5 protein-coding genes are annotated in these 7,474 nt (G+C 66.4%); all 5 read left to right on the forward strand.

What is annotated here, in order from left to right; translation table 11 throughout:
- Position 1: 1 nt before the first annotated feature.
- The gene (locus H8B02_RS23650; RefSeq protein ID WP_229168504.1) at positions 2-1,759 is read left to right on the forward strand and encodes a peptidoglycan D,D-transpeptidase FtsI family protein; all 1,758 of its coding nucleotides are present in this window, start codon (positions 2-4) and stop codon (positions 1,757-1,759) included.
- A 49-nt stretch (positions 1,760-1,808) separates the two neighbouring features.
- A complete protein-coding gene (locus H8B02_RS23655) occupies positions 1,809-3,266 on the forward strand; it encodes a UDP-N-acetylmuramoyl-L-alanyl-D-glutamate--2,6-diaminopimelate ligase (protein ID WP_229168499.1) in 1,458 nt (485 codons plus the stop codon).
- Positions 3,263-4,696: a UDP-N-acetylmuramoylalanyl-D-glutamyl-2,6-diaminopimelate--D-alanyl-D-alanine ligase gene (locus tag H8B02_RS23660; RefSeq protein ID WP_229168500.1), complete on the forward strand. Its 1,434-nt coding sequence runs from the start codon at positions 3,263-3,265 to the stop codon at positions 4,694-4,696. Before H8B02_RS23655 ends, H8B02_RS23660 begins: the two co-directional genes overlap by 4 nt.
- A 10-nt stretch (positions 4,697-4,706) precedes the next feature.
- Positions 4,707-5,813, forward strand: coding sequence for a phospho-N-acetylmuramoyl-pentapeptide-transferase (mraY, locus tag H8B02_RS23665; RefSeq protein WP_229168501.1), 1,107 nt, complete (start codon positions 4,707-4,709; stop codon positions 5,811-5,813).
- Between the two features lie 109 nt (positions 5,814-5,922).
- Entirely contained in the window at positions 5,923-7,323 is a 1,401-nt protein-coding gene (gene murD, locus H8B02_RS23670; RefSeq protein WP_229168502.1) for a UDP-N-acetylmuramoyl-L-alanine--D-glutamate ligase, read from the forward strand.
- Positions 7,324-7,474: the final 151 nt, after the last annotated feature.

Below are 7,474 nucleotides of genomic sequence, written 5' to 3' on the forward strand. Positions count from 1 at the left end.
CATGACCGATCCGGCACCCGCCAGCAAGCCGGCCGCAAAATCCGCTGAACCCTGGCGCACGCGGCTGATCCGCACGCTGCTGTACGGAAGCAATGTCGACCGCGCCGCGAAGGCGCGCGCGCGCGTCGGTCTTGCGATCCTCGCCTTTGCCGCGGTCTATTGCGTGCTGGCCGGCCGGCTGGTGCTGTTCGCCGTCGGCGCCGACAGCCACGGCGCGCGGCGCACCGCCTCGCAGGACGCGATCGCCACCGCCAGGCCCGACATCACCGACCGCAACGGCGAAATCCTCGCCACCGACGTCAAGGCGCCGAGCCTGTTCGCCGAGCCGCGCCGCCTCATCGACAAGGACGAGGCGATCGAGCTCTTGACCGCGGCCTTGCCCGATCTCGACACCAGCGAAGTGCGCGACCGTCTGTCGTCGCGCAAGGGTTTTGTTTGGCTCAAGCGCGAGATCACGCCGAAGCAGCAGCTCGACATCCATCGCCTCGGCCTTCCCGGCGTCGGCTTCCTGCGCGAGAACAAGCGCGTCTATCCGACCGGCAACGAGGTCGCCCACCTGATCGGCCTCGTCAACATCGACAACCAGGGCATCGCCGGCATGGAGAAGTGGCTGGACAATAACGGTCTGGCCGATCTGCATCGCGCGGGCTTCGCCACCGACCGGCTGCAGAAGCCGGTCGAATTGTCGATCGACCTGCGCGTCGAGCATGCGCTGCGCGACGAACTGATCAAGGCGAAGGAGAAGTTCAAGGCCAAGGCCGCCTCCGGCCTCGTCTCCAACGTGCGCACCGGCGAGATCGTGGCGATGGTGTCGCTGCCGGATTTCGATCCGAACAATCCGAAGGAAGCGCACGATCCTGATCGCATCAACCGCCTGACCACCGGCGTCTACGAGATGGGCTCGACCTTCAAGGCGTTCACGCTGGCGATGGCGCTGGATAGCGGCAAGATCAATCTGAACTCGATGTGGGATGCGCGCGGGAACCTGCACTACGGCAAGTTCACGATCCATGACAGCCACACGCTCGGACGTTTCATCAACACCAAGGAAGTGTTCACCTACTCGTCCAATATCGGCGCCGCGCGGATCGCGCTCGGCCAGGGCGTCGAGGCGCACAAGGCCTTCCTGGCCAAGATGGGCCAGTTGACCCGGCTGCGCACCGAGTTGCCGGAGAGCGCGGCCCCGTTGGTGCCGCGCCGCTGGGGCGAACTGAACACGGTGACCATCGCGTTCGGCCAGGGCCTGTCGGTGGCGCCCCTGCAGGCGGTGATGGGCATCAACGCGCTGGTCAACGGCGGCTATTTGATTCCGCCGACCTTTATGAAGCGCACCGAGCAAGAAGCGATGGCGCTGGCGAAGCGGGTCATCAAGCCCGAGACCTCGGACAAGATGCGCTATCTGATGCGGCTCAACGCCGAGATCGGCACCGCCAAGACCGCCGACGTCAAGGGCTACTATGTCGGCGGCAAGACCGGCACGTCGGAGAAGGTGATCAACGGCCGCTATGCCAAGAAGCGGGTGCTCAACTCCTTCACCGCGATCATGCCGGCCGACGATCCGAAGTACCAGATTCTGATTATGCTGGACGAGCCGCAGACGACGCCGGAAACACACGGTTTCATCACCTCGGGCTGGAATGCGGTGCCGACCGGCGGCAACGTGATCGCCCGAATTGCGCCGCTTTTAGGCGTTGAACCGCGTTTCGACCTGCCGCCGTCCGACCGCCTTATTCTTGCGGCATCCAGAACAACCCAGTAAGGCGTATCATCACGCGGCGCCAGAACGGCGCCGGCCAGACTGGAAGATCATGAGACTTCGCGACCTCTTCAGCGCCGATGCCACGATCGATCCAAGTGCCGACGCGATCGTTGTCGGAGGGCTTGCGGTCGACAGCCGTGCGGTGAAGCCGGGCGACCTGTTCTTCGCGCTGGCCGGCAGCAGGACCGACGGCGCGCGCTTCGTCGATGCGGCGATTGCCGCGGGCGCAGTCGCGGTCGCCAGCGACCATCTGCCGCAAGGCCACGGCCGTGCTCCGTTCGTCATCACGCCGAATCCGCGCCGTGCGCTGGCGCTCGCCGCCGCGAAATTCTATCCGCGTCAGCCCGCGACGATCGCGGCGGTGACCGGCACCAGCGGCAAGACCTCGGTCGCGGCATTCACGCGCCAGATCTGGCAGCGGCTCGGTCACTCCTCCGCGAGCATCGGCACCATCGGTCTCGTCTCGGACAAGCGCATCGTCTACGGCTCGCTGACCACGCCCGATCCGATCGCGCTGCATCGCCAACTCGACGAGATCACGCGCGACGGCGTCACGCATCTCGCCTTCGAGGCTTCTTCGCACGGCCTCGACCAGTATCGGCTCGACGGCGTGCGCATCGCCGCCGGCGGCTTCACCAATCTGTCGCGCGACCACATGGATTATCATCCCGATGTCGCGCATTACCTGAATGCAAAGCTCCGCCTGTTCCGCGATCTCGTCGCTGACGGCGGCTCTGCCGTGATCTCGGCCGATCACGACTGCTCGCGAGAGGTGATCGATGCGGCGCGGGCGCGGGGCCTGCGCGTCATCACGGTCGGCCGCAATGCCGACGCAAGCGAGGGCATCAAGCTCACCGGCGCTGCGATCGAAGGTTTTGCCCAGAAGCTCGTGATCGAGCACCGCGGCCGCAAGCACGCGATCCGGCTGCCGCTGGTCGGCGAATTCCAGATCGAGAATGCGCTGGTTGCCGCCGGCCTTGCGATCGGTACCGGCAGCGCCGCCGATGACGTGTTCGGCATGCTCGAACATCTCGAAGGCGCCAAGGGCCGGCTCGAATTCGTCGGCGAGCACAATGGCGCGCCGATCTTCGTCGACTATGCCCACAAGCCCGATGCGCTCGCCAAGGCGCTGCAGGCGCTGCGGCCCTATGCGAAGCGCAGGCTGGTCGTGATCTTCGGCGCCGGCGGCGACCGCGACGCCGGCAAGCGTCCGATCATGGGCGCGATCGCCGCCGAGAATGCCGATCAGATCATCGTCACCGACGACAATCCGCGCAGCGAGAAGCCCGAGGCGATCCGCGCCGCGATCATGGCGACCGCGAAAGGCGCGCGCGAGATCGGCGACCGCGCCGCGGCGATCCGCGCCGGGATCGCCGGCCTCGAGCCGGGCGATGCGTTGGTCGTGGCCGGCAAGGGCCATGAGGTCGGGCAGATCGTCGGCAACACGACGCTGCCGTTCAGCGATCATGAAGCGGTCGCGAGTGCATTGGCCGAGGAGGGCGCATGAGCACGATGTTGTGGACCTCGGATGCGATGGCGACGGCGATGCGCGCCGCCACGCAAGGCACGCTGCCAGACGGGGTCACGGGACTCTCGATCGACAGCCGCACCATCGCGCCGGGCGACGCGTATTTCGCGATCAAGGGCGACATCCATGACGGCCATGCCTTCGTCGCGGCGGCGCTGAAGGCTGGCGCCGGGCTCGCCGTGGTCGAGACCGCGCAGCGCGACAAATTTCCCGCCGACGCGCCGCTGCTCGTGGTCGACGACGTGCTCGCCGGCCTCGTCGAGCTCGCGCATGCCTCGCGGGCGCGGCTCAAGGCGCAGATCGTCGCGGTGACAGGTTCGGTCGGCAAGACCTCGACCAAGGAGGCGCTGCGGCGTGTGCTGTCGGCGCAGGGCGAGACCCACGCGTCGGTGGCGTCGTTCAACAATCACTGGGGCGTGCCGCTGTCGCTGGCGCGCTGCCCGGCGAGCACGCGCTTTGCGGTGTTCGAGATCGGCATGAACCATGCCGGCGAGATCACGCCGCTGGTCAAGATGGTGCGGCCGCATGTTGCCGTCATCACCACGATCGAGCCGGTGCATCTGGAATTCTTCGCCGGCATCGAGGCGATCGCCGATGCCAAGGCGGAGATCTTCGCCGGGCTGGAGCCCAATGGCGCGGTGGTGCTCAACCGCGATAACGGGCAATTCGCGCGGCTGCAAAAGCAGGCGAAGAAGGCCGGCATCTCGCGCATCGTCTCGTTCGGCACCGACAAGCGCGCCGAGGCGCGGCTGATCGACCTCTCGCTGCACGCGACCTGCTCGGCGGTGCATGCCGATATCCTCGACCACGACATCACCTACAAGATCGGCATGCCCGGCCGCCACATGGCGATGAACTCGCTCGCGGTGCTCGCAGGCGCCTCGCTGCTCGGTGCCGATATCGCGCGCGCGGCGCTGTCGCTGTCGCAGCTCGAGGCGCCGACCGGCCGCGGTCTTCGCCGCACGCTCGAGGTCGGTCATGGCGAGGCGACGTTGATCGACGAGAGCTACAACGCCAACCCGGCCTCGATGGGCGCCGCGCTCAACGTGCTCGGCCAGGCCCCGACCGGACCGCATGGCCGCCGGATCGCCGTGCTCGGCGACATGCTCGAGCTCGGGCCGACCGGGCCCGACCTGCACCGCGGCCTCAACGAAGCCGTGACCGCCAACCGCATCGACCTCGTATATTGTTGTGGTCCGCTGATGCGGAATCTGTGGGATGCCCTTTCCACCGGCAAGCGGGGAGGCTATGCCGAGAGTTCGGCGGCGCTCGAAGCGCAGGCGGTTGCCGCGGTCCGTGCCGGTGACGTGATCATGGTGAAGGGCTCGCTGGGATCGAAGATGAAGCTCATTGTCAGCGCGCTGGAAAAACGCTTCCCCGACAAGGCCGCGCACGAAGAAGCGGTATAGGACTCTTTGAATGTTCTACTGGTTGATCGAACTGTCCAACACCGTTCCGGGGTTTGGGCCATTCCGCAGCGCGCTGAACGTGTTCCGCTACATCACGTTCCGCACCGGCGGCGCGATGGTGACCGGTGCGCTGTTCGTGTTCCTGTTCGGGCCCTGGATCATCGATCATTTGCGGTTGCGGCAGGGCAAGGGCCAGCCGATCCGCACCGATGGTCCGCAGTCGCATTTGATCTCCAAGAAGGGCACGCCCACGATGGGCGGGCTGATGATCCTGTCCGGGCTCGTGGTGTCGACGCTGCTCTGGGCCAACCCGCTCAATCCCTATGTCTGGATCGTGCTGGCGGTGACGCTCGGCTTCGGCTTCGTCGGCTTCTATGACGATTATCTGAAGGTCACAAAGCAGTCACACTCCGGCTTCGCCGGCAAGCTGCGGCTCCTGATCGAGGCGGTGATCGGGCTCGCCGCCACCTACGCGCTGGTCCGGCTCGGGCGCGACGTGTCCTCGACCTCGCTCGTGATTCCGTTCTTCAAGGACCTCGTGATCAATTTCGGCTGGTTCTTCGTGATCTTCGGTGCCTTCGTGATGGTCGGCGCCGGCAACGCGGTGAATCTCACCGACGGCCTCGACGGCCTTGCCATCGTGCCGGTCATGATCGCGGCCGCGAGCTTCGGCATGATCTCGTATCTGACCGGCAACGCGGTGTTCTCGGATTACCTGCAGATCAATTACGTCGCCGGCACCGGCGAACTGGCGGTGCTATGCGGCGCGGTACTTGGCGCAGGTCTCGGCTTCCTCTGGTTCAACGCGCCGCCGGCCTCGATCTTCATGGGTGACACCGGCTCGCTCGCGCTCGGCGGCATGTTGGGGGCCACCGCGGTTGCGGTGAAGCACGAGATCGTGCTCGCCGTGATCGGCGGCCTGTTCGTGCTTGAGGCGGTCTCGGTCATCGTGCAGGTCACCTCGTTCAAGCTCACGGGAAAACGCGTGTTCCGGATGGCGCCGCTGCACCATCACTTCGAGCAGAAGGGGTGGACCGAGCCGCAGATCGTGATCCGGTTCTGGATCATCTCGGTGATGCTGGCGCTTGCCGGCCTCTCGACGTTGAAGTTGCGCTGATGATGTCTCATCCCATCCACCGTCATTCCGGGGCTCGCGTAGCGAGAACCCGGAATCTCGAGATTCCGGATAACCGCTGCGCGGTTTCCGGAATGACAGGGAGATAATCATGATCCCGGTCACCTCCTTCTCGGGCAAAACGGTCGCGGTGTTCGGGCTCGGCGGCTCCGGGCTTGCGAGCTGCCAGGCGCTGAGGACCGGTGGCGCGGAAGTGATCGCGGCCGACGACAATGCCGACAACGTCGCCAAGGCGGCGCAAGCCGGCTTCACCACGGCTGATCTGCGCAGCGTGTCGTGGGCGAATTTCGCTGCGCTGATCCTGACCCCCGGCGCGCCGCTGACCCATCCGGCGCCGCACTGGAGCGTGTTGAAGGCGCGCGAGGCGGGCTGCGAGGTGATCGGCGACGTCGAATTGTTCTGCCGCGAGCGGCGCCGCCATGCGCCGAACGCGCCATTCGTCGCCATCACCGGCACCAACGGCAAGTCGACCACGACCGCGCTGATCGCGCATCTGATGAAGGTCGCCGGCTACGACACCCAGATGGGCGGCAATATCGGCACCGCGATCCTGTCGCTGGAGCCGCCGCGCATGGGCCGCGTCCATGTGATCGAGATGTCGTCCTACCAGATCGACCTCGCGCCGTCGCTCGATCCCTCGGTCGGCATCCTCATCAACATCAGCGAGGACCACATCGATCGCCACGGCACGCTGGCGCATTACGCCGCGGTCAAGGAGCGGCTGGTTGCCGGCGTGCAGCAGGGCGGCACCGCGATCGTCGGCGTCGACGACGGCTGGTGCCGCGACATCGCCGACCGGCTCGATCGCGCCGGCAAGCGCGTGGTGCGCATCTCGGTGAAGAACCCGCTGCCCGACGGTCTTTATGTGGAGCACGAGGCCATCGTGCGCGCATCGGGCGCGGCGCGCAGCGAGGTGGCGCGTCTCGGCGGCATCGGTTCGCTGCGCGGCCTGCACAATGCGCAGAACGCCGCTTGCGCCTCGGCCTGCGCGCTGGCGATGGGGATCGCGACTGACGTGTTGCAGAATGCCCTGCGCAGCTTCCCGGGTCTGGCGCACCGCATGGAGCAGGTCGGCCGCCGCGGCAACGTGCTGTTCGTCAACGACTCCAAGGGCACCAACGCGGACGCGGCCGCGCATGCGCTGTCGTCGTTCGCCGACATCTACTGGATCGCCGGCGGCAAGCCGAAGGCCGGCGGCATCACGGGCCTCACGGAATATTTCCCGCGCATCCGCAAGGCCTATCTGATCGGCGAGGCGGCGCAAGAATTCTCCGGCACGCTCGGTGACCGCGTCCCGCACGAGATGTCCGGCACGCTCGACGTCGCGATCGCCAGCGCCGCGCGCGATGCGGAAGCGTCGGGACTTGGCGAAGCCGTTGTGCTGCTGACGCCGGCCTGCGCCTCGTTCGACCAGTACCGCAATTTCGAAATCCGCGGCACCGCCTTCCGCGACATTGTCCAGGCACTGCCCGGCGTCAAGCCGGTGGTGTGAGAGCCCCGCAGAATTGTAGGATGGGTAGAGCGCAGCGAAACCCATCAGATCGCGCCACGCATTCGCCGTCGTCCCGGCGAAGGCCGGGACCCATAACCACAAAATGATATTGTTGGAACGACGAGTCCCATTCACTACACTTGCTGCGGCG

The organism is Bradyrhizobium altum, assembly GCF_020889705.1.
In the GTDB taxonomy this organism is placed as follows: Bacteria; Pseudomonadota; Alphaproteobacteria; order Rhizobiales; family Xanthobacteraceae; genus Bradyrhizobium; species Bradyrhizobium altum.

Coding starts and splice junctions, on each gene's coding strand:
- H8B02_RS23650 (WP_229168504.1), top strand. CDS start 2: ATGACCGATCCGGCACCCGCCAGCAAGCCGGCCGCAAAATCCGCTGAA.
- H8B02_RS23655 (WP_229168499.1), top strand. CDS start 1,809: ATGAGACTTCGCGACCTCTTCAGCGCCGATGCCACGATCGATCCAAGT.
- H8B02_RS23660 (WP_229168500.1), top strand. CDS start 3,263: ATGAGCACGATGTTGTGGACCTCGGATGCGATGGCGACGGCGATGCGC.
- mraY (WP_229168501.1), top strand. CDS start 4,707: ATGTTCTACTGGTTGATCGAACTGTCCAACACCGTTCCGGGGTTTGGG.
- murD (WP_229168502.1), top strand. CDS start 5,923: ATGATCCCGGTCACCTCCTTCTCGGGCAAAACGGTCGCGGTGTTCGGG.